We start from the raw sequence: 19,544 nt of genomic DNA on the forward strand, positions 1-19,544 counted from the left end.
ACTTGCATGGCGGGGGGGCGGCGGTCCTGCTCGCGGCGGCGCGGGCGGCTGATGGCGAGCTGGGGCGCGGGGACATCGTGGTGGCGCTCGTGGCGGACGAGGAGGACGTGAGCGGCGGGACGGAGGAGGTCCTCGACCATCTGCGTGCGGAGGGCATCCGCATCGATGCCGCAGTGGTCCCCGAGCCCACGGATGAGGTCGTCATGCCCGCGCACCGCGGCTTCGTGTGGGCCGAGGTGACTGTGCGCGGTGTGGCGGCGCACGGTTCGCGGCCGGACCTGGGTGTGGACGCGATCGTCAGGGCAGGTGCCTTCCTCACTGCGCTGGGTGGGCTCGGCGAGCGGCTGGCCGCCGGGCCGCGCACGCCGCTGCTGGGCACCGGCAGCGTCCATGCTTCGCTCATCTCCGGCGGAGCGGAGGTCTCGAGCTATCCGGACGCGTGCACCGTGACGCTGGAGCGGCGCACCGTTCCCGGCGAGGACGCGGCCTTCGTGGAGGCGGAGCTGCGGGAGATCGTCGATGAACTCGCCGCCCGTGATCCTGAGTTCTCTGCGGAGGTGCGGGTGACGTTCGAACGGCCGCCCTTCGACGCAGGGGAGGACTCCGCTGTGGTGCCAGTGGTCAGAGAGGCGTACGCGCAGGTCACCGGGCGTGAGGCCGAGGTGACCGGTATGCAGGCGTGGACGGACTGCGCCCTGCTGGCCGAGGCGGGGATCGACGCGGTGCTGTTCGGTCCCGTGGGGGCCGGCGCGCATGCGGCGGAGGAATGGGTGAGCCTCGACTCCCTCGTCACGCTGAGCCGCGTGCTGGAGCGCACGGTGCGGGAGTTCACGGCGTAGCGGGGTGCTCAGCTCGCGGGGTGCTCAGCCCCGCTGCTCACTGAGCGCGGCTTCGAGGATGCGAGCGGCCTCGGGGTACGCGCCAGGATCAGGGCCCGCGAAGCTGAGGCGCAGGAATCGGCCGGTGGGCTCTGCCGGGAACCAGGCGTCGCCGCCGGCGATGAGGAGGCCTCGGGCTCCGCAGTCGCGTGTGAGCTCGGACAGATCCGTGGAGTCGGGCACCCGCACCCACAGGTTGAGCCCGCCGTGAGGGAGGGCGTCGAGGCAGACGCTCGACGCATGTTCCCGGAGCGCTCCTGCGAGGAGGTCGCGGCGGGACTGCAGCTCTCGCCGCAGGCCGCGCAGGTGCGTCCGCCAAGCAGGCTGCGTCACGACGTCGAGGGCCGCCGCCTGCAGGACTCCGCTGATATACAGGGACTGCGCCTCCGCCTCGGCGCGGATGCGGTCCCGCGCCGGCCCGCGCGCGATGAGCCCGGCCACCCGGACTGCGGGGGAGACGCTCTTCGTCAGCGACCGCAGCCAGACGACGTGTCCGTTCTCGTCCTGCGCGGCCAGGGGCGAGGCGTCTGCCGTGATCCCGAAGTCGTGCGCCCAGTCGTCCTCGACGAGGAATGCCCGGCGCTCGCGCACCACCTCCAGCACCTGTCTGCTGAGCTCCGGTGACCAGCAGGCACCGGTGGGATTGGCGAAGGAGGGCTGGGCGTAGAAGGCGCGGGCGCCGGTCTGCGCGAATGCGCGGTCCAGCTCCTCCGGGTCCGGGCCGTTCGGACTGCTGGTGATCGGCATGAGCCGGACGCCTGTCTGCTCTGCGGCGAGGATCGCTCCCCAGTAGGTGGGCGATTCGATGAGCAGGGTCCCGCCTTCGCCCACCAGCGCACGGAACACCGCGCTCAGCCCGCTCTGGCTGCCGGGCAGGACCACGACGTCGTTCGCGGTGGGAGCTGAGATGTGAGGCAGAGCGAGCGCACTCAGCTCTGCGGCGAACCAGGCCCGCAGCTCAGCCGTGCCCGCCGCCGGTGGCCGCGTCACGGCGGCGTCGCTGCGGGCGGCACGGGTGAGCGCGGGGCGCACCAGGCGCTCAGGCAGCAGTTCGCGGTCGGGGTAGCCGGCGTGCAGGGCGATGGTGTCCACAGGCGTTGTGCGCAGAGCGGCAGGTCCGCCATGCACCCGGCGGGGAGGTGTCCCCAGTGCCGAGGTCTGCCATCCGTAGTCGTGGGGTCTCGCCGTGCGCGCCGCCAGGACGAAGGTTCCGGCACCCGGCCGCGTCTCCACCAGACCCTGCGCGGCGAGGAGGCGCAGTGCCTGCTGCACTGTCACCGGGCTCGCACTGTGCTGCGCGACGAGAGCGCGTGTGGACGGCAGCTTCGCCCCTGCGGGAGCCGTGGAGATCCAGGTGCGCAGGGCCTCGGCGATCCTCTCACTGCTACCATTGCTCATGAAGACACATAGTAGCGCTACTGTCAGCACACCCACTCCGCTACACTCTCCGCGCGTCGGCCTCCTCTGGGGCCTCCTGGGCGTCGCCGCCTTCTCCTTCACCGTCCCCCTCACCCGCATCGCCGTGGACGGCGGGCACATGTCGCCGCTGTTCGTGGGTGCCGGCCGGGCCGTGATCGCGGCCGTCCTCGCTGCAGCGGTGCTGATGCTGACCCGGCAGCCGTTTCCCCGCGGCGGGCAGTGGGCGCAGGTGGCGGTCGTGGCCGGAGGGGCGGTCATCGGATTCCCGCTGCTGACCTCGTACGCACTCACCACAGCCCCGGCGAGCCATGGAGCGGTGGTCATCGCGCTCCTGCCTGCCGCGACGGCGGTGATCGCGGTGCTGCGGACGCGGGAGAGGCCTCGGGCGGGGTTCTGGATCGCCGCGGTCTGCGGTGCTGCTGCGGCAGTGGCCTTCGCCGCGGTGCAGGGCGAGGGCCTCGGCGGGCTCCACCGCGCGGACTGGCTGCTGTTCGCGGCCGTGCTCGCCTGCGCGATGGGCTATGCGGAGGGCGGTGTGCTCTCCCGCAGCCTGGGCTCCTGGCAGACCATCTCCTGGGCCCTCGTGCTGGCGTCACCGCTCATGGCCGTGCTCACCGCGTGTGCTCTCGTGCAGCAGCCGCCGGTGGCCTCGGGTGCGCAGTGGGGAGCCTTCGCCTACCTCGCTGTCGTGAGCATGTACCTGGGGTTCTTCGCGTGGTACCGGGGCCTGGCGATCGGCCCGATGGCGCAGGTGAGCCAGGTCCAGCTCACTCAGCCGATCATGAGCCTCGGCTGGGCGGCGCTCCTCCTGCGGGAGCACCTGAGCGGAGTCACCGTCCTCGGAGGCGCGGCGGTGATCGCCTGCGCGCTGCTGGCAGTGCGGGTGCGGAGCCGGCCGCGGGACTGAGTGCGGATCGAAATGGTCGCTCCTGGGGGGGTGCCCGGCCGGGAGGGAGGGTTCTCACTCAGCCGTCGTCTGCATCCCGCCTTCCCACCCTTGGGGTGAACCGGATGCGGGAGTGGCTCAACACGGAGCGTGTCAACTGAGTACCATTTTTGGTACTGTATTGCCAGGAGGTGTACCGGTGAGCTATCGGCAGGATCTATGGGAGATCGCTGCATCCCGCAACGGTGTGGTGACCGTCGCGGAGGCGGAGGATGCGGGCGTGCCCGCCGTCGAGGTGCGGAAGCTTGCTGCCCGTGGTGCGCTCCGCGGGTATGGGCAGGGCGTCTACACACACGGTGATGTGCCGATGACCTCGTTCACCGAGCCGACGATCGCTGTGGACCTTGCTGGAGGAGGCGCGTTCCTGCACCGTCAGTCCGTGCTCAGTCTGCTCAGGCTCGGACAGTTCAATCCACCGAAGGTGTGTGTGGGCACGCGCCGCCGTGTGCGGCGCAGGCTGCCGGAGTGGATGGAGTTGGAGAGGCGGCCTGACGTGCCCGATGAGGATCTCACTCGCTACGAGGGCGTCCCGGCGACGACGGTTCGGCGGGCACTGGACGACGTGCGGGATCGGATGCCGCCCGATCGATGGAAGGCTGTGGTCGATGAGGCGCTCAGGCGAGACCTGATAGGCGAGCGGGATGCGGCAGAGTGGGAGGCGGCATCGGCATGAGCAAAGTGATGCCGCCGCTGAACGTGACTCAGCTCAACGCCAGACTCGCCCAGGCTGCTGCCGAGCTGAGCATTCCGATTGCGCGTGCGCGTGTGATGCTCTGCACGTTGATCGTGTCGCAGATGCTCCCCGAGGCTGTCGCTGTCAAGGGTGGCATGGGGGTGAAGCTGCGGTTCGGTGAGCGTGGCACGCGCGCGACCTCCGACTTCGATGTCTCCACCCGCGCCCGCGGTGAGGAGTTCGAGCAGGAATTCCGCACACGTCTGGCCGAGGGCTGGGGGAGGCTGCCGGCGTCGAAGGGTGAGCTGCGTCGCGACCCGGATGCGCCGGAACGCGTCGCGTTCACGGCGACTGTGCGGGCTGCGCGGCTCCATGATCCGGGGCTTGCTCGGCCGGAGTATGTGATGCACCCGTATCGGGTATCGATCATGTTCCTCGGCACAGCCTGGGGTGCGCTCGATGTCGAAGTCTCCGATCCAGAGATCGATCCTTACGCGCACACGCGGAAGGAGATCGACGGCGAACTCGTGCAGTTCGGGGCCCACTTCGGCTTCGGAGATCTGCAACCAGTCGAGCTGGTCGATCTTGAGTACCAGCTCGCGCAGAAGCTTCACGCCGTCACCGATCCTGCCTATGTGCGAGCGCATGATCTGGTCGACCTGCAGCTGCTGTGGAACGCTGGCCCCGATCTGCCGGTCCTGCAGGGGTTGTGCGTGCGCACGTTCGGTTGGCGGCGCCAGCAGGCTTGGCCCCCGCTCCCGTTGCGTCCGATGGATGGCTGGGAACTCGCATACGCCGAGGCACGAGCAGAAACCGAGGTCGGTGGCAGGACATCAGTGCTGCCCGACGTTGCGGCGGCGCGCCACTGGCTTGAGCAGATCATCGACGTCATTGCTTCGTCTCCTGCTCTCGATTGACCCCAATTGAAGAAGGGAGCGCTGCGTCTGTCGGCGTGCACTCACTCTGCGATCGTGATGCCCAGCTGCGCGGCGAGCAGAGCGGCGAGCTCCGCAGCCTGCGCGGAGGAGACGACCGTGCCGCGCATGCTCTCGACTCCGCTCACAGACCGCAGCTCCACTCCGCGCAGGTCCACACTGCTCAGCCGTGCCCCCTCGAGCTGCAGCGAGCGCACGGTGCAGTCACGGAACGCGACGCGTCCCGCCGTCGCCTGGGAGAGATCCAGCTCCTCGATCACGCAGTCGGTGAAGAGGACGTCGGTCAGCTCTGCCGCGCGCAGATTCACCCACGACAGCTTGCTCCCCCTGATCTCCACCGATTCCAGCGAGGCGTCGAACAGCTCCACGGCACCCAGACGCGAATCCTCGATGCGCACCTCCCGCAGAGTGGAGCGGGCGAGGCCGAGGACCGGCGCGTTCAGCCGCTCCACCCGGGTCTGCAGCAGGCGAGAGCCGCGCAGCTGCGCCTCGTGCGCCTCGAGGCCGAGGAACTCGCACTCCGTGAAGCTGACCCCGGTGAGGTCGCGTTCCGTCAGGTCCGCGTGCGCGTAGCGGCGCAGATCGCAGACGCCGCCCGCACGGATCTCCGCCGCGTCCGCCTCGTCGAGCTCCGGCAGGCGCAGGGCGTCGATCCGCGGTGCGGCGAACGAGCCGTTCTTCGCAGAGGTGCGCGATCTGGTTGTACGGGCGGGCATGGGAGCCTCCTGGCGGGATGCGGGATGCGGGATGCGGGATGCGGGATGCGGGATGCGGGATGCGGGATGCGGGGAACAGGGTGCAGGGAGCAGTGGACGGTGGACAGAGAGAAGTCGGCGGCAGGTTCAGCGCCCGAGGCCGAGCGCCTCCACCACCTCGGCGACCCTGCGGCGCTGTGCCTCGGTGAGGCCCTGGAGCGGGAGAGGCAGGCACTTCCGTGGGGCCAGCCCCAGATGTTCGGCGATCGCGGCGATGACCCGGATGCTCCCGCCGAACTCCGTGAACAGCTCCCACAGCGGCGACATGCGCGCCGAGGCGGCCGCGGCCTCGGCGGCATCACCGCGCTGCGCGGCCCGTGTGATCTCCAGCGCGAGCTCCGGCAGTGTTCCGCCCACCACCGAGTACCAGGCCTCGCATCCGGCGCTCAGCCCGGCGGCCGCATACGCGTCACCGGAGACGCCGATCGTCACATGCTCCGGCACCACGGCGCGGATCGCGGTCACGTGATCCCGGGCCTCGGCGGGGTCTGCCGGAACGCCGGGGATCTTGATCGAGGTGATGCCGGGCAGCTCCGCGATGCGGCTGTAGAGCTCCGGGGTGAACGTGAAGTGCGTGGTGCCCGGGTTGTCGTACACGATCACCGGCAGGTCCGTGTGCTCCGTGACGGTGCGGAACAATTCGAAGACGTCGTCGTGGGTGAGCGGCTGGTAGGTGAGCGGTGCCAGCAGCACGGCCTGCGCTCCGGCTGCCTCCGCGTCCTCCACGTGCGCCCGCACCTGCGAGGTGCGCAGCGCTCCGACACCCGCGAACACCGGGGTGTCGCCGGCGCCGTCCACGGCCAGCCGGACGACCCTGGCGCGCTCCTCCCGCGTGAGATAGGCGTAGGACCCGGTGGAGCCCAGTGCGGTGATCGAATCGACGCCGGCTGCTGCGAGCCTCCGCACGAGGCCGCTGAACGCCTCCTCATCCACGGCATCGTCCGCCAGCGGGGTGAGCGGGAATGCGCTGAGGCCGGTGAACATCGTCATCGCCGCTCCGTGTCCTTTCGGGGAGGGAAGGAAATCCCTGCGTGCGCCTCGTCGTTGCCGTGCACCTCAGTTCTGTCACGCATCTCCGCACCGCGCAACCTTTCGCACTTCTCACCGGTGTTCACGGGGCTGCGCATGCGCACACCGTTGAGAAGTGCGAAAGGTGGGACGCGGAGCGCATACGTGACCTCGCGCACGCCGTGGGCGCTCAGCGCGACCGCCGGTGCAGGTACGCGGCACAATGGTTCGCATGTCCGCACTCGCCTCCGCGCTCTCGTTCCGGCGCCTCGTCGACTCCAGCGCGACGCTGCGGATGCTCCGCGCAGACCACGTCGCGGTGATGGCCGCGATCCTCGGCGAGCATCTGGGCGCCCCCGGGGCCCGCATCGACACGGTCGACCTCCACGAACTCGTCGACGACGACCTGTTCGAGCTCCGCGACCACTTCGACCTGTCCGGTCGCTCCGCCAAGGCCTACTGCGACGACTGGCGGGGCGCCGGCATCCTCATCCGCCGCCCCGCCACGGACTCCCGCGGCGAGACCTACGAACTCTCCGCCGCGGGATTCGACGCGCTGCGCATCCTCGAACAGCTGGAGGAGCCCCAGACCACCGTCACGGAGTCCCGGCTGGTGGCGCTCGCCACCTCGCTGCACCAGCTCGCGATCGACACGGACCCGGACACGGGGCGCCGGCTGCGCGCACTGGAGAGCCAGCGCCGCCGTATCGACGCGGAGATCGCCCGGATCCGCAAGGGGGACGCGAAGGCCCGCGTGCTGGGCGGCAAGCGCGCCAAGGAGCGGGTCATCGACGTGCTCAACCAGGCCCAGGGGATGCCGGCGGACTTCGCCCGTGTGCGGGCGCGGTTCGAGGAGCTCAACCACGAGCTGCGCACCCGCATCCTCGAGGCGGACGAACTCCACGGCTCCGTCCTCGACGAGGTGTTCCACGGCATGGACCTCATCGAGGACTCCGAGGAGGGCCGCACCTTCGCCGCGTTCTCCTCCTTCGTGCGCGATCCCGAGCAGTCGGCGGCGTTCGAGGAGGACATCTCCGCGATCCTCAGCCGCGACTTCGCCCAGGACCTGCCGCTGCGCTCCCGCCAGGCCCTGCGCAGCCTCATGCGGGACATGAAGGACGGCAGCCGCGTGGTGCAGGGCGTCCTCACGGAGTTCGCCCGCGGTCTGCGCCGCTACGTGCACTCCCACGAGTACATGAGCGACCGCGCCATGCGGAGCCTCCTGCAGGAGGCGCTCGCACAGGCCGTGCCCGCGCGTCTGGAGGTGCGGCCCTTCACCCCGGTGGGGGAGGAGATGGAGCTCTCCTCCATGCGGATGAGCAGCGTGGGTGCGCTCATCCTCCACGATCCCGCGGACTTCGACACCGGCCAGACCCTCGACGAGGCCGAGGCCGTGACGGTGGACTTCGCCGCGCTCTCCGCGATCGCCCGGGAGTCGGAGATCGACTTCGACGAGCTCACGGACAACGTCAACGCCGTGCTGGGAGACGGGGGCGGCACACCGGCCTCCGTCGCGGAGGTGCTGGAGCACCACCCCGCCACCCAGGGCGTGGCGAGCGTGATCGGCCTCATCTCGCTGGCCGCCACCCAGGGCGAGATCGACATGGACGCCGCGGAGGAGCTCTCCTGGCACGGCACGGACGGGGTGCTGCGCCGCGCCGTCGTCCAGCGGCACGTCTTCACGAAGGAAGTGGATGTATGAGCACCAAGGACACGGCCGGCGTGGGTTCGGCCTCGGCGGTCGGCACCGCACTGCAGAATCCGGAGGCCACCATGGGCCTGTGGCGCGGTGACACCGGCACCCTCGCCGAGGCCTCGCGCCGGGTGCTGCTGGAGCTGCTCAAGGGCCCCTACGTCTCCGGTGCCCAGAGCCCCGGCCTGTGGGCCGCCCTCATCGCGGACGAGACCGCGATCCGCTCCCGCCTCCACGATCTCTTCCTCGAGCTCGTGCTCGATCCCGTCGACGAGTTCGCCTTCACCAGGAAGGTCGACACGCACGAGATCCAGGCGCCCAGCGCCCTGCGGTCCGAGCGCCTCACCTTCCTCGACACCGCCATGCTCCTCGTGCTGCGTCAGCTGCTCCTCGCCGCACCGGGGGAATCCCGTGTGATCGTGGGCCAGGAGGAGGTCTACGACCTGCTCAGCGTCTACCGCGACGGGGACGAGGCCACCTTCAAGCGCAACCTCAACGGCTCCTGGTCCCGCATGCTCAACAAGGTCCGCGTGCTCCACACCGTCGACGACGACCGCGCGCAGATCTCACCCATGATCCGCTTCCTCGTGGACGAAGACCGGGTGCGCGAGCTCACGGAGGTGTACCGCCGGATCGCCGGTGAGAGGGTCCAGGCCCGGGCCGCGGAGCAGCAGGAGCAGGATGCCCAGCAGACCGCAGAGGAGAACGCCTAAGTGAGCACAGCGACCCTGTTCGACCTCTCCCCGGAGAACCCCGCGTACTCCGAGGCCGCGCCCGGCGACCAGTGGCGCCTGGCGGAGGTGCAGCTGGCCAACTGGGGCACCTTCGACAAGGAGATCCACCGGCTGCCCATCGCCCGCCGGGGGCACCTCATCACCGGCCCCTCCGGCTCCGGCAAGTCCTCGCTGCTCGACGCGATCGCCGCCGTCCTCACCCCGGACAAGTGGCTGCGGTTCAACGTCGCGGCGCAGTCCGCGGGCGCGCGGGCGGACCAGCGCAGCATCGTGTCCTACGTCCGCGGCGCGTGGTCGCGCACCGCGGACTCGACCGAGGACCGCGTGGTCAGCCGCTACCTGCGTCCCGGGGCCACCTGGAGCGGCATCGTCCTGCGCTACGAGAACCCCGGGCACAAGCCGGTCTCGCTCGTCCGTCTCTTCTTCATCCGCGGCACCGGCACCTCGAGCTCCGACGTCTCGGATCTCTGCCTGCTGGACCGCTCCGCCGTGGACCTCGCCGACCTCCAGGAGCACGTGCGCTCCGGCATCGAGGCGCGCCGGGTCAAGGCCGCGTACCCGGACGCTGTCGTCACGACGGCGGGCACGCACGGCAAGTTCTACGCGCGGCTCCGCAGCGTCTTCGGGATCCGCCACGAGTCCGCCCTGCAGCTGCTCCACAAGACGCAGTCGGCCAAGAGCCTCGAGAGCCTCGACCAGCTGTTCCGCGAGCACATGCTGGAGCGGCCGGGCACCTTCGAGCTCGCGGAGACCGCCGTGGAGCAGTTCGGCGAGCTCGCGGACGCCCATTCACACGTCTCCCAGCTGCGGATGCAGCGCGACCACCTCGCCCAGCTGCGCACCGCCGCCCGCGCCTACGAGTCCTCGCAGGAGACGGCGGAGCAGGCCCGGGTGCTCGCCGCCGCCGTCCAGCCGTTCATCCAGCGCCGGGGCCTCGAGCTCACCCGGGAGGAGCTGACGCGGGCCGAGGAGCGGCTGGCCGGTCTCGCCGCGGACGCGGAGGAGGCGCTCGCGGCCGCCCGTGCCGCCGAGGACGACTTCGAGGCCGCACAGCGCCGGAGCATGGCCGCCGGCGGAGCGGACGCAGAGGCCCTGCAGATGCGCATCCGCGACGCGAAGGAGGCTGCGCTCGCCACCCGTGATCGCTGGGAGACCCTGCAGCGGCAGCTGGCGCAGGCGGGCATCGACCGGGCCCCGGCCTCGGCCGCGGAGTTCGCCGAGCTCCAGGCGGAGATCGCCCGCACCCTCGACGCCGCCGAGTCCGCGGAGTCCTCCGGTGAGGCGCACGGCCGGCGAGGTCCCTCCCACGAGGAGCACGAGCGGTTCTTCTCCGCGCGGAAGGAGCTGGCCCGCCTGGATGCGGACATCGCAGAGGTGCGGCGCAGCGGCTCCACCGTGCCCTCGCCCCTGCTGGAGGTGCGCCGCCAGATCTGCGCGGGCACGGACCTGCCCGAGAGCGCGCTGCCGTTCGTCGCTGAGCTGGTCGATGTCCGCGAGGAGCACAGCGACTGGACCGGCGCGATCGAACGGGTGCTGCGACCGCTGGCGCTCACGGTCCTCGTGCGCAGCGAGCACCTCCCGGCCGTGCGCGCCTGGGTGGACGCGCAGCGGATCCGCGCGCGCCTCGTGTTCGAGGAGGTGGGCAGCGAGCCCGCCGCCGTGCGCCAGCCGCGCAGCGAGCTCTCCCTCGTGCACCGGGTGCGCGTGAAGGACGGCAGGTTCGGCCGGTGGGTGCGCGCCGCGCTCGCCGAGCGCTTCGACCTGGCCTGCGTGGAGAGCGCCGCGGAACTCGCCGAGCACTCCCGTGCGGTCACCCGCGCGGGCCAGCTCAAGTCCTCGCGCACGCGGTACGAGAAGGACGACCGGCGGGCGATCGACGACCGGAGCAGCTGGGTGCTGGGAGACCGGGAGGCCAAGCTCGAGGCCTACCTCGAGCGGCGCCGGCAGGTGGCCGAGGAGCTCGAGGCCGCCCGCGAGGTCGTGGACGCGGCCAACCGCGCCCGCGATGCCGCGCAGCGCCGCTCCGGCGTGCTGGCGGGTCTGCGCGAGCTGTCGTGGAGCTCGGTGGACCGCGAGTCCGCGGACCGGATCGTCGCAGAGCTGGAGCGCAGGCTCGCAGAGCTCACGGACGACGACGGGGATCTGCAGGCCGCCGTGGACGCCGTGGCGGACGCCCGCCACCTGCGCGACGTCACCCGGCAGGAGGCCGAGGACGCCCGTCACCTGCTGCTCACGGAGCAGGACCGCCGCGACGACCTCGCCGCGGAGCGGACCAGGCTCGAGACCGGGATCGCCTCCGGTCGCATCCCCGAGCTCGAGGAGCACACCGCGGTGACGCTCACGCAGCGCTTCGCCGCGGTCCGGGCGGAGCTCGAGCAGGCGGAAGCTGAGGGGCACGCCGAGGCCGCCGGTGCGGCGGGCCCGATGGGCTCCGGCCGGGCGGGGCTGGCGGAGACCGGCCAGATCGTCTCCGACCGGCTGCGGGCCGAGCAGGACGCCGCCCAGGACGCCGCGGCGCGGGCGGAGAGCACCGTGACCCGGCTGGCCGTGCAGTTCAAGGAGCGGTGGCCCGGCGCCTCGGCGGATCTCACGGCGGACGCGGCGGACCGGGCGGGCTACCTCGCCATCCTGGAGGCCATCGAGACGCAGGGCCTGCCGGATCACGAGGCCCGCTTCCTCACGATGCTCAAGGAGCGTTCGCGGGACCTCATCGGTGAGCTGCTCAGCGACATCCTGGGCGCTCCGCGGGAGATCGAGGACCGGGTGGACCGGGTCAACGACTCGCTGGGGCGGTCCAAGTTCGACGAGGGCCGGTATCTGCGGATCAAGCCCAAGGTCCGTCGCAGCGAGACCGTGAACCGCTTCATCGCGGACCTGCGGACGGTGGCCGAGGGCGGCTGGGACGAAGCGGACCTGCAGACGGCGGAGTCCGCGTTCGAGGTCCTCGCCGAGCTCATGCGCCGGCTGGGGTCCAACGAGGCCGTGGACCGGGTGTGGCGCACCACATGCCTGGACACCCGCCTGCACGTCACGTTCCTGGCCGAGGAGGTCGACGACAACGGGCGCGCCCACGTCGCCTACGACTCCGGGGCTGCGCTCTCCGGCGGACAGCAGCAGAAGCTCGTGGTGTTCTGCCTGGCGGCGGCGCTGCGGTACCAGCTGGCGGAGCCGGAGGAGACGGTCTCCCGCTACGGCACGATCGTGCTGGACGAGGCCTTCGACAAGGCGGACACGCGCTACACGCGGATGGCGCTGGACGTGTTCGTGGAGTTCGGCTTCCACCTCGTGCTGGCCACCCCGCAGAAGCTGCTGCAGACGATCGAGCCCTACGTGGGCGCGGCGACCTCGGTGGACAATCCCACGCGCCAGAAGTCCGTCGTCTCCACCATGCGGTGGGCGGAGGACCGCGGCGACGATGCGGCGCAGAGCGAGGTCTCTGCGGACGACCGGGTCTCTGCGGAGGATGCTGTGCCTGGCACGGACGGGTCCGAGCCGGCCGAAGGGGAAGCACCTGTCGCAGGGGAAGCGCCCACCGACGGGGAGGCGCCGGAGGAGAAGGACTGACGCAGAGGCAGGACACTCCCCGGTGGGAGTGTCCTGCCTCTGCGTCATTCAGCTCAGCGCGGGCGCCGGCGAGGCGACCGCGGTCTCACTGAGCAGGGGCCCCTTCCTTGGCCAGGCCCTTCTCCGTGGCACGCTGGTCCCAGAAGTCCGCGCCGACCACGCCGGCCTCGGAGGGGACGAACTCCGGATCGAGGCCGTGCTTCCTCTGCCGCTCGTAGTCTCGCAGCGCCTTGAACACCGGCTGCTGGATGATGAGGATCGCGACGATGTTGAGCCATGCCATGAGGCCCACGCCGATGTCGCCCAGCGCCCATGCCGCACCAGCGGTGGACATGGAGCCGTAGGCCACGGCCACGAGGATGAACAGCTGCAGGAAGCGGGTGAGCGCCGAGCTCACGCGGCGGTTGCGCACATTGCGGAGGACGTACTTGAGGTTCGTCTCCGCCATGTAGTAGTAGGCGACGATCGTGGTGAAGGCGAAGAACGCCAGCGAGATCGCGACGAAGCTCGCACCGAAACCGGGGAAGACCGCGTCGAATCCGGCCTGGGCGTAGGGCACGCCCACCTCGACCTGGGCGCTCACTCCGCCGCCCACGCGCTCGAGCGTCTCCGCGGGGTTGCCGTCCGCGTCGAACTGCGCACCGCTGGGGAACACCCGGTACATCCCGGTGGAGAGGACCATGAAGGCCGTGGCGGTGCAGACGAAGAGGGTGTCGATGTAGATCGAGCCGGCCTGTACGAGGCCCTGCTTGACGGGGTGGGAGACCTCCGCCGCGGCGGCGGCGTGGGGGCCCGTGCCCTGCCCGGCCTCGTTGGAGTAGATGCCGCGCTTCACGCCCCACTCCACGGCCGCACCCACCATGGCGCCCACGGCGGAGGTGGTGGTGAAGGCGGAGGAGACGACGAGGCCGATGACGTCGAAGAGCTGGTCGATGTTGACGAAGGCGATGACGATGGCGCCCAGGATGTAGAGGATCGCCATGAAGGGGACGACGTAGCTGGCGAAGGTCGCGATGCGCTTGACGCCGCCGATCACGATGAAGCCGAGCGCGATGACCACGGCGATCGCGGTGGCCCAGTGGGGGATGCTCCAGGCGTTCTCCGCAGCGCTCGCGATGGACTGCGCCTGCACGCCGGGGAGCAGGAAGCTCATCGAGAGGATCGTGACGAAGGCGAACACCGTGCCGTAGACCTTGAAGAGGCCGTGGGCCTTGGTGTGGCGGTAGGCGCGCTCGATGTAGTACGCAGGACCGCCGCGGTACTCGCCGGTGTCCTTGTCGCGCTCCTTGTAGAGCTGTCCCAGGGTCGACTCGACGAAGCTCGTCGAGGCGCCGAGCAGCGCGGAGATCCACATCCACATGACGGCGCCGGGTCCGCCGAAGGCGATGGCGGTGACGGTGCCGGCGATGTTCCCGGTGCCGACGCGCCCCGCCAGGGACATGGGGAGCGCCTGGAAGGAGGAGACCCCGTCCTCGGACTTCTGCCCGGTGAACATCTGCTTGAAGATCGCCGGGATCTGGCGGATCTGGATCATCCGGGTGCGGATCGTGAAGAACACGCCCGCGCCCAGGCACAGATAGACGAGCGGGGGCGCCCACACGACGCCGTTGAGCCAATCGATGAATGCTGTCACTTCTGCTCCGATGAGAGAAATATGCGGAGCGCCACCAGGGGTGGTGGCGCTCACGTTTCGTTCGGAAGTGAAGCAGGTCACGCGAGCGTGTGTCAATTCGTGTCATTTCCGCGCTGCGCCGGAGCTTCTGCGCAAGGCCTGCTGTGGAGATCGTGTCCGCAGGATCGGACATCCGGGCCTCTCGTGCCGCGGCTCACCGGTCCTGTGTCCGTGTCGTGCCGGAGAATGGGCGCATGGCATCCAGTGACCCTGCACGCGGTGACCGGGGGCGCCCGGCCCGCGACCCGGAGCACGCGGCATCGGAGCGGCCGGCTCGCGACCCGGAGAGTCCCCGTGATCCGGAATGGAAGCGGCTGCTCGCCCCTGTGGCCAGGGCCCGTGCGGACGACGGTGCCCGCTCCGCGGCAGAGGCGCCCGCCGCGCTCGGCATCTCCTTCGAGCTGTGCGCGGAGGACTCCCGCGGCTGGTTCTACGACTCCGCGCCCGTCCCGCTGGAACGCGCGCATCTGGCCGACGGGGCCGCATGGTTCGTGGGCATCCGTCCGGTGGAGGCCGGGAGCAGGCCGGGCACCTGGCGCCGGGGCGGGCTCACCTGGCGCTCCTTCGCCCACCCCGGGACAGGCCCGCAGCGCCGGGTCCGCTCCCTGCTGGACCAGCTCCACCGTCTCTCCCGCGATGAGCGCAATCTCAACCCGGGCGAGGCGGGCCTGCTGCGGCTCGACCGCTATCCCTCGGCCCTGCTCTGGCCCCTGCTGGAGCGGCTCCGGGCCGCTGGGGTCTCCTTCGTAGGTGCGGGCCTGCTCACCGCGGTGCGCGTGGGCGGCGCCGCGGAGAAGCGGGTGGACCTGCACCGCGATGCGCACGGTCGCCTCCACCTCGAGCCCCGGCTGCGGATCGACGGGGAGCCGATGGCGGCCTCGGGCGTGGTGGGCGATCACGGGTTCGCGGGTCTCAGCGGTGAGCTGGATGCCGTGGGCGGTGCGCTCACCCTCACGCTCGCCCCTGCGGAGGCGCCGGCGGTTCCCGGCGCGGAGGCCGTGCGCGGACTGCGCGCGCCCGTGGTGGTCCCTGCCCGGGAGGCGGAGGAGTTCACGGCGGAGTACTTCCCGGTTCTCCGCTCCGCGGTTCCCGTCACCAGCGAGGACGGCAGTGTGGAGCTGCCGGCGGACGCTCCGCCTCGGCTGTCCCTGCTGGCCGTGTACGGCGAGGAGGACACCGTCGCCCTCCACTGGTCGTGGCTGTACGAGGGACCGCGGCGGGAGTACTCGGTGGCCTCGAGCGCGGGGGCGGCCAGGGATCCCGCCGCCGAGGCCGCCGTCGCCGCCCGCGCGAGCCGCGTCTGGGCGGGCGCGGGGACCGTGGAGAGGCAGGACCTCACGGGGACGGACACCGCGGCCTTCACGGTGCGCGCCCTGCCGCAGCTCGAACGCCTGGACTGCGTGCGGGTGACGACCAGCGGGCGGCGTGCGGACTACCGCGAACTCACGGAGCCTCCCGCGGTGACGGTGAAGAGCGAGGAGACGGAGGACCGGGACTGGTTCGATCTGGCCTTCCAGGTGACGGTGGCCGGGCGGACGGTGCCCTTCGCCTCGCTCTTCCGGGCGCTGGCGAGGGGACAGAAGCGGCTGCTCCTGCCGGACAAGTCGTACCTGAGCCTCGACCATCCGGCCTTCGACGGGCTGCGCACGCTGCTGCGGGAGGCGGAGGCGCTGGGGGAGTGGGATCCGGAGGCCCCCAGGATCTCTCGCTATCAGGTGGACCTGTGGGAGGAGTTCGTCGACCTCGCGGACAGCTCGGAGGCCGCGCTCGCCTGGCGGCGGTCCGTGGGAGCGCTGGAGCGGCTGGCGGAGGTGCCGCGTCCACCGGTGCCCGCGGGTCTGCGTGCGCAGCTGCGCGGTTACCAGCACGACGGCTTCGCCTGGCTGAGCCTGCTGTACGACCACGGTCTGGGAGGCATCCTCGCCGACGACATGGGGCTGGGCAAGACCCTGCAGACGCTCGCGCTCATCGTGCGGGCCCGGGAGGGCGGCGGTCCGTCCGCGGCCGGTCCGCGCGAGGGTGGTGCTGCGCCTGCGGTGAGCCCGCAGGAGCCCGTGCCCGAGGCATCGGGGGAGGGGGTGCCCGGGTCCCTCGCGCACCCACAGGCACCGTTCCTCGTGGTCGCACCGGCCTCGGTGGTAGGCGTCTGGAAGGGCGAGGCGGAGCGGTTCGCACCCGGTCTGGACGTGCGGGTGATCGAGCAGACGCGTGCCGCCGCCCGCACCGCCGGGCGGCGGGAGGCACTCGCCGAGGAGGCGCGCGGGGCGGACGTGGTGCTCACCTCGTACACCCTGCTGCGCCTCGACGCGGAGGAGTACGCCCGTGGCTCCTGGAGCGGCCTCGTCCTCGACGAGGCGCAGTTCGCCAAGAACCGCCGCACCCAGGCCCACCAGGCGCTCAGGGACATCCGCGCTCCCTTCCGGCTGGCGCTCACCGGCACCCCGGTGGAGAACTCGCTCGACGACCTGTGGGCGCTGCTGGCGCTCACCGCGCCCGGCATCTTCCCCTCGCCGGTGGCCTTCCGGCAGCAGTACACGCTGCCGGTGGAGAAGGGCGGCTCCGCGCACCGGTTGCAGCGGGTGCGCCGCAGGATCCGCCCGTTCGTGCTGCGCAGGACGAAGGAGGACGTGGCTGCGGAGCTGCCCGCCAAGCAGGAGCAGATCCGCGAGGTGGAGCTGCTGCCGGAGCACCGGAAGCTCTACGACGCCGTGCTGCAGCGGGAGCGGAAGAAGGTGCTGGGCCTGCTGGAGGATCTGGAGCAGCAGGGGATGGAGCGCACGCGCTTCATCGTGTTCCGCTCCCTCACGCTGCTGCGGATGCTCGCCCTCGATCCCTCCATCGTGGACGAGGAGCAGCACGCGGGAGTGGAGTCCTCGAAGCTGCGCGCTCTGCTCGAGGAGCTGGAGCAGGTGCTGGGCGAGAAGCACCGGGTGCTCGTCTTCAGTCAGTTCACCTCCTATCTGGACAGGGTCGAGGAGGCGCTGGAGGCGCGCGGCATCCGCTGTGTGCGGCTCGACGGGGCGACCCGCCGCCGGCAGGAGGTGGTGGACCGCTTCCGGCAGGGGGACGCGGGAGTCTTCCTGCTCAGCCTCAAGGCCGGCGGTTTCGGCCTCACCCTCACGGAGGCGGACTACGTCTACCTCATGGACCCCTGGTGGAACCCCGCGGCAGAGGCGCAGGCCGTCGACCGCACGCACCGGATCGGGCAGTCCGAATCCGTCATGGTGTACCGGATGGTGGCGCGCGGGACGATCGAGGAGAAGGTGCTGGAGCTGCAGCGCAGGAAGGCGCGGCTGGCCGAGTCTCTGCTGGAGGGCGAGGGCGGAGGCGGATTCTCCCGGCCGCTCACGGCGGAGGAGATGCGGGGGCTCTTCGCGGAGGAGTGACGAGTGTCGCGGCGTGTCCGGGTCGCATCTGCGCGTCTGCCCATCGTGTTCGATGAGAATATTCGTATAGTCCTCCACGTGGATGCCGGAAGGGGGCAGTGTCTCCCTTTCTGTGTCCGTGCCTCGTGCCAGACTTTCCGCCATGACAGAGATCGTGGTTCGTTCACCGTCCGGGACACTCCCCTCACTCGCACTGCACGGCATGGAGGAGCGCTTCGACGACGAAGCGCTGGAAGGCGGCGCACGCCATGCGGTCCGCGGGGACGTGAGCACGCTCACCTGGGACGCGGCACGTGCGGCGCTCACGGGCACGGTCCGCGCCGCGGCCGGGCGGGAAGCTCCGGGAGCACATGCGGAGGGCGGGACCCGGAGCGGTGCGGGTGCCCCGGCCCGCCGCGAGGAGCCCGAGGCCCGCGTGCTCGTGCAGTTCACCCCGGTGCCGTGTGGGGAGGGGCTCGAGTACGAACTGACCGGGAGCATCTGCACCTGCGGCACGGGCAGCGACTGTGCGCACGCCTCGGGAGTCCTCCATGCGTTCGATCTCGCAGCACGTGATCTGGGGCCGGGGGCGGACGGCTCCTGGGAACGTCTGGAAGGGGCGGCGGGTGGAAGGATGGGGCCATGACGAAGCTCGTGGTGCGTTCCTCCTCGGGACTCTTGCCCCTCCTGGACGTCAGTGCCATGGAGGAGTGGTTCGACGACGGGCCCCTGGAGCGCGGTGAGGGCTATGCGGTCGCCGGTCGTGTGCAGTCGATCGTCTGGAACGAGGAGCAGAGCGTGCTCATCGGCCGCGTCGCGGGATCGGGCGGGAAGACCTACAGCGTCCTCGCCCATTTCATGCTGGACGTGAGCCGCACCGCGGGCGCGGACGGCACCGTGGCGCCTGATGAGCCCGCCTACCTGTACGAGGGATCGATCTGCACCTGTCCGGTGGGCGAGGCGTGCAAGCACGCCGTGGCGATGCTGTGCATCGTGGAGCAGCTGGACATGCCGGGCAGTCCGCCGCCGGAGGCGGACCTCGGGGCTTCTGATGCCCTCGGCAGACTCCTGGCCGCGGACAGCAGGACGCACGGGCGGCAGGCGGCAGCGGCACAGGGAGACGCCGTCCATGCTTCTCACGGCGGCACGGACGGTACTTCCGGGTGCGGCGGTGCAGGCGCGGACGAGCCGGAAGCGGGCTGGAAGGCCGTTCTGCGGACGTTCACGGGTGGAAGCCGCAGCGCTGCCGCGCAGCGAGGGGACGGCGTCCGGCAGGGAGCGGACGGGACACAGGTGCGCAGGCTCGGCATCCAGTTCTCCCTCATGGTGCAGAAGCGGGCGCATTACGGCTACCCCATCTGGGACATCGCCGACGAGGTGCCGCACGGCGTGGAGTGGACCCCCGTCATGCGTGTGGTGGAGGAGGGTGCGCGGCCGGGGACCTGGCGGCGTGGAAACCTCTCCTGGTCGAGCTTCGCAGCACCCGGGTTCCTCCCATATGCCGCGCACCAGTCCGCGCTCATGGCTCAGCTCTACCGGCTCAGCGGCAGCGAACGCCTGCCGTCGCAGGTATACGGCGGCAGCGAGGACATCCGGCTGGACTCCTTCACCGGCGGTCTGGTCTGGGAGGTGCTGCAGCGCCTCAGGGAGGCCGGAGTCGCTTTCCTGGCGGGAAGCGCCCTGGGTGCTGTGAAGCTGGGACGGGAGGCGGAGCTCGCCGCAGACCTCACGGATGAGGGCGAGGGCGGGCTCCGGCTCACGGGCGGTGTGCGTGTCGATGAGGCCCCCGTGGAGGGAGCGCGCCCGGTGGGGGAGAACGGTATCGCCGCTCTCGTGACTCCTGACGATGACGGTCATCACGAGGCACAGTCCCTCCTGGAGCCCCTTCCGCAGTCCCCCCGA

The 19,544-nt window shown here is 71.1% G+C and carries 14 protein-coding genes; 10 read left to right on the plus strand and 4 right to left on the minus strand.

What is annotated here, in order from left to right; all coding sequences use genetic code 11:
- The coding region (locus Q0A33_RS14560) for a M20/M25/M40 family metallo-hydrolase (protein WP_291798363.1) at positions 1 to 839 on the plus strand (839 nt) is incomplete at its 5' end.
- 24 nt (positions 840 to 863) lie between these two features.
- On the opposite strand, the gene Q0A33_RS14565 is transcribed toward Q0A33_RS14560, so the two are convergent.
- The gene (locus Q0A33_RS14565) at positions 864 to 2,276 is read right to left on the minus strand and encodes a PLP-dependent aminotransferase family protein (protein WP_291798366.1); all 1,413 of its coding nucleotides are present in this window, start codon (positions 2,274 to 2,276) and stop codon (positions 864 to 866) included.
- Here Q0A33_RS14565 and Q0A33_RS14570 point away from each other — a divergent pair.
- The 3 genes from Q0A33_RS14570 to Q0A33_RS14580 all read left to right on the plus strand — a co-directional run bounded on the left by Q0A33_RS14570 (position 2,275) and on the right by Q0A33_RS14580 (position 4,833).
- On the plus strand, positions 2,275 to 3,204 hold the full coding sequence (locus tag Q0A33_RS14570; RefSeq protein ID WP_291798369.1) for a DMT family transporter: 930 nt from the start codon (positions 2,275 to 2,277) through the stop codon (positions 3,202 to 3,204). The two genes, Q0A33_RS14565 and Q0A33_RS14570, sit on opposite strands and share 2 nt — an antisense overlap.
- 178 nt (positions 3,205 to 3,382) lie before the next feature.
- A complete protein-coding gene (locus tag Q0A33_RS14575; RefSeq protein WP_291798372.1) occupies positions 3,383 to 3,916 on the plus strand; it encodes a type IV toxin-antitoxin system AbiEi family antitoxin domain-containing protein in 534 nt (177 codons plus the stop codon).
- Positions 3,913 to 4,833 (plus strand): nucleotidyl transferase AbiEii/AbiGii toxin family protein, encoded by a 921-nt coding sequence (locus Q0A33_RS14580; RefSeq protein WP_291798374.1) that lies wholly within the window; start codon positions 3,913 to 3,915, stop codon positions 4,831 to 4,833. The genes Q0A33_RS14575 and Q0A33_RS14580 overlap by 4 nt, the downstream gene beginning before the upstream one ends.
- A gap of 41 nt (positions 4,834 to 4,874) precedes the next feature.
- On the opposite strand, the gene Q0A33_RS14585 is transcribed toward Q0A33_RS14580, so the two are convergent.
- Positions 4,875 to 5,567, minus strand: a complete 693-nt coding sequence (locus Q0A33_RS14585) for a pentapeptide repeat-containing protein (RefSeq protein WP_291798376.1) — start codon at positions 5,565 to 5,567, stop codon at positions 4,875 to 4,877.
- 126 nt (positions 5,568 to 5,693) lie between these two features.
- Positions 5,694 to 6,590: a dihydrodipicolinate synthase family protein gene (locus Q0A33_RS14590; RefSeq protein WP_291798393.1), complete on the minus strand. Its 897-nt coding sequence runs from the start codon at positions 6,588 to 6,590 to the stop codon at positions 5,694 to 5,696.
- A gap of 256 nt (positions 6,591 to 6,846) precedes the next feature.
- On the opposite strand from Q0A33_RS14590, the gene Q0A33_RS14595 reads away from it, so the two are divergent.
- From Q0A33_RS14595 to Q0A33_RS14605, 3 genes are read left to right on the plus strand one after another with little or no spacing between them, the layout of a single operon-like run.
- On the plus strand, positions 6,847 to 8,316 hold the full coding sequence (locus Q0A33_RS14595; RefSeq protein ID WP_291798378.1) for a DUF3375 domain-containing protein: 1,470 nt from the start codon (positions 6,847 to 6,849) through the stop codon (positions 8,314 to 8,316).
- The gene (locus Q0A33_RS14600; RefSeq protein ID WP_363316626.1) at positions 8,313 to 9,020 is read left to right on the plus strand and encodes a DUF4194 domain-containing protein; all 708 of its coding nucleotides are present in this window, start codon (positions 8,313 to 8,315) and stop codon (positions 9,018 to 9,020) included. Before Q0A33_RS14595 ends, Q0A33_RS14600 begins: the two co-directional genes overlap by 4 nt.
- Positions 9,021 to 12,605 (plus strand): ATP-binding protein, encoded by a 3,585-nt coding sequence (locus tag Q0A33_RS14605; protein WP_291798381.1) that lies wholly within the window; start codon positions 9,021 to 9,023, stop codon positions 12,603 to 12,605.
- Between the two features lie 85 nt (positions 12,606 to 12,690).
- Here Q0A33_RS14605 and Q0A33_RS14610 read toward each other — a convergent pair whose 3' ends face one another.
- Positions 12,691 to 14,238: an alanine/glycine:cation symporter family protein gene (locus Q0A33_RS14610; RefSeq protein WP_291798384.1), complete on the minus strand. Its 1,548-nt coding sequence runs from the start codon at positions 14,236 to 14,238 to the stop codon at positions 12,691 to 12,693.
- Between the two features lie 233 nt (positions 14,239 to 14,471).
- Between Q0A33_RS14610 and Q0A33_RS14615 the strand changes: the two genes are divergently transcribed.
- The 3 genes from Q0A33_RS14615 to Q0A33_RS14625 form a co-directional block, all read left to right on the plus strand.
- Positions 14,472 to 17,663: a DEAD/DEAH box helicase gene (locus Q0A33_RS14615; protein ID WP_291798386.1), complete on the plus strand. Its 3,192-nt coding sequence runs from the start codon at positions 14,472 to 14,474 to the stop codon at positions 17,661 to 17,663.
- A gap of 142 nt (positions 17,664 to 17,805) precedes the next feature.
- Positions 17,806 to 18,288, plus strand: a complete 483-nt coding sequence (locus Q0A33_RS14620) for a hypothetical protein (RefSeq protein ID WP_291798388.1) — start codon at positions 17,806 to 17,808, stop codon at positions 18,286 to 18,288.
- Positions 18,285 to 19,544 (plus strand): hypothetical protein (locus Q0A33_RS14625; RefSeq protein ID WP_291798391.1); only part of this gene is annotated, 1,260 nt, incomplete at its 3' end. The genes Q0A33_RS14620 and Q0A33_RS14625, both read left to right, overlap by 4 nt.

It is taken from the genome of Brevibacterium sp. (assembly GCF_022712115.1).
GTDB lineage: Bacteria > Actinomycetota > Actinomycetes > Actinomycetales > Brevibacteriaceae > Brevibacterium > Brevibacterium salitolerans.

Excerpts from the sequence above, each read along its gene's own strand:
- Q0A33_RS14600 (WP_363316626.1), top strand. The coding sequence starts at position 8,313 with ATGAGCACCAAGGACACGGCCGGCGTGGGTTCGGCCTCGGCGGTCGGC.
- Q0A33_RS14565 (WP_291798366.1), bottom strand. The coding sequence starts at position 2,276 with ATGAGCAATGGTAGCAGTGAGAGGATCGCCGAGGCCCTGCGCACCTGG.
- Q0A33_RS14580 (WP_291798374.1), top strand. The coding sequence starts at position 3,913 with ATGAGCAAAGTGATGCCGCCGCTGAACGTGACTCAGCTCAACGCCAGA.
- Q0A33_RS14620 (WP_291798388.1), top strand. The coding sequence starts at position 17,806 with ATGACAGAGATCGTGGTTCGTTCACCGTCCGGGACACTCCCCTCACTC.
- Q0A33_RS14570 (WP_291798369.1), top strand. The coding sequence starts at position 2,275 with ATGAAGACACATAGTAGCGCTACTGTCAGCACACCCACTCCGCTACAC.
- Q0A33_RS14585 (WP_291798376.1), bottom strand. The coding sequence starts at position 5,567 with ATGCCCGCCCGTACAACCAGATCGCGCACCTCTGCGAAGAACGGCTCG.
- Q0A33_RS14615 (WP_291798386.1), top strand. The coding sequence starts at position 14,472 with ATGGCATCCAGTGACCCTGCACGCGGTGACCGGGGGCGCCCGGCCCGC.
- Q0A33_RS14595 (WP_291798378.1), top strand. The coding sequence starts at position 6,847 with ATGTCCGCACTCGCCTCCGCGCTCTCGTTCCGGCGCCTCGTCGACTCC.
- Q0A33_RS14590 (WP_291798393.1), bottom strand. The coding sequence starts at position 6,590 with ATGTTCACCGGCCTCAGCGCATTCCCGCTCACCCCGCTGGCGGACGAT.